The organism is Longimicrobium sp., from assembly GCF_048594345.1.
Taxonomy (GTDB): Bacteria; Gemmatimonadota; Gemmatimonadetes; order Longimicrobiales; family Longimicrobiaceae; genus Longimicrobium.
Map to the genome: position 1 here is coordinate 1 of NZ_JBMDXM010000216.1, position 2,063 is coordinate 2,063.

Genomic DNA, 2,063 nt, shown 5'->3' on the forward strand with positions numbered 1-2,063 from the left:
GGCTTGAGTCGGCAGGCGGCGCGGACGAGAATCGGGAGTCCGGCCGCGTCGCGGTCGTCGACAGGGCCGCACCATGCACAACCTCCGCGTTTCCATCGTCCAGGGCGCCACGATCTGGCACGACCCGGAGGCCAATCGCGATTACTACGGCGGCCTGATCGCGCCGTTGCGTGGCCTCAGCGATCTGGTGGTGCTGCCCGAGACCTTCACCAGCGGCTTCAGCAACGACGCCATCGAACGGGCAGAAGACATGGACGGGCCCACCGTGGCCTGGATCCGCGCGCAGGCTGCCGCGCTCGATGCGGCCGTGACCGGCAGCGTGCAACTGCGCGACGGCGACGGCGTCTACAACCGCATGCTCTGGGCCACGCCCGATGGCGCGCTGCAGTGGTACGACAAGCGGCACCTGTTTCGCTACGCCGGCGAGCACAAGCGCTACGCGCCGGGGCGGGCGCGGCTGACGGTCGAGCTCAAGGGCTGGCGGATCAATCCGCAGGTCTGCTACGACCTGCGTTTTCCGGTGTTCTGCCGCAACCGCTTCGATGTCGAGCGTCCGGGGCAACTGGACTTCGACCTGCAGTTGTTCGTGGCGAACTGGCCGGCAGCGCGTGCGTACGCGTGGAAGACGCTGCTGCGCGCACGCGCGATCGAGAACCTGTGCTACGTGGTCGGCGTCAACCGCGTCGGCCGTGATGGCAACGGCCTGGACTACAGCGGCAACAGTGCCGTGCTCGATTTTCTCGGCACCCCGCTGAGCGAATGCACGGACGCCGAAGTCGTCTCGACCACGACGCTGCTGGCCTCGGAACTGGCGGCGCACCGCGAACGGTTCCCCGCGATGCTCGACGCCGACCGCTTCGAAATCTTCGACCCCTGATCCCTGCGAAAGCGCCCGCCAAGGAGCGCGATGCTACGCAAGCGGGAAGGAGGCAGGCGCTCCTTGCGCGAATGCACGATGCTCTTCGCCTCCCCCGCAAGCGGGGGAGGCCGACGCGCCACGCGCGTCGGGTGGGGGCATGGGCTTTCCCGGGAAAAGCGCCCCCACCCCAACCCTCCCCCGCAAGCGGGGGAGGGAGAAGGGTGTCTGACGTTTCGGTCGCTGATGTGTCCGGAGTTGTGCGCACGGAAGCAATTCAGCCGGGCACGGAGAAAGCGATGCACCACGCTCTTCGCCTCCCCCGCGTGCGGGGGGAGGCCGGCGCGCAGCGCGCGTCGGGTGGGGGCATGGGCTTACCTGGAAAGCTGCCCCCACCCCAACCCTCCCCCGCAAGCGGGGGAGGGCGACAGGCACGCGTGCGCTGCGTCGGTTGTCATCGTGTGCGTGGGGATCGCTTTGATCGTGCATGGAGAAACGTGCCACGCGACGCTCTTCGCCTCCCCCGCGTGCGGGGGAGGCCGGCGCGCAACGCGCGTCGGGTGGAGGCATGGGCTTTCCTCAGGAAAGCGGTCCCCACCCCAGCCCTCCACCCGTAAAGGGCGCAATGCCCCGCAAGCGGGGGAGGGAGAGGGCCGTTTCGGTCGCTGATATGCCGGACACGACACGGGGCCCGAAGGCCCCGTGTTGATGCACGACTGGGCGCTGGCCTCCGCGACCGCCACCGCGCGGACCGCGGTTGCCGCCGCCGGGCGGACGACCGCCGGGGCCGCGGCCGCCGCCAGGGCCACCCGGTCCGCGATTGCCGCCACCCGGACCGCGGGCGCCTGCCCCCTTCGGGCCGCGGTTGCCGCCCGGACGCGGGCCACGCGGGCCGGCGTTGGGGTTGAAGCTGCCGGGGTTGGCGTGGTCGGACGGGAACGTCGGGGCGCTGTCGGGATGACCATACGGTGCGCGCGGACGACCTGCGCCGGCGCCGGCCGGCTTCGAGGACCAAGGGCCCTGGCCGCCGCCGCGCGGACCTTGTCCGCCCGGACCGCCGGGGCCACGCTTCTTCGCGCCGGCACCGCCGTAGGGCTTCTTGGGGCCGCGGCCGTCGGCGTTGCGATGGCCGCTGGGGCCGGTCTCCACGCCATCGGGCACGTACCAGGTGCGGAAGGCGGCGGGGTTGCCCTCGGGCAGCGCACGC

The 2,063-nt window shown here is 71.5% G+C and carries 1 protein-coding gene and 1 pseudogene; one reads left to right on the forward strand and one right to left on the reverse strand.

What is annotated here, in order from left to right; translation table 11 throughout:
- Window positions 1-73: 73 nt before the first annotated feature.
- The gene (locus ACOJUJ_RS23100) at window positions 74-877 is read left to right on the forward strand and encodes an amidohydrolase (RefSeq protein WP_420129279.1); all 804 of its coding nucleotides are present in this window, start codon (window positions 74-76) and stop codon (window positions 875-877) included.
- A gap of 702 nt (window positions 878-1,579) precedes the next feature.
- Here the strand turns inward: ACOJUJ_RS23100 and ACOJUJ_RS23105 are convergent.
- Window positions 1,580-2,063: pseudogene (locus ACOJUJ_RS23105) on the reverse strand (pseudouridine synthase); the annotation flags it as partial.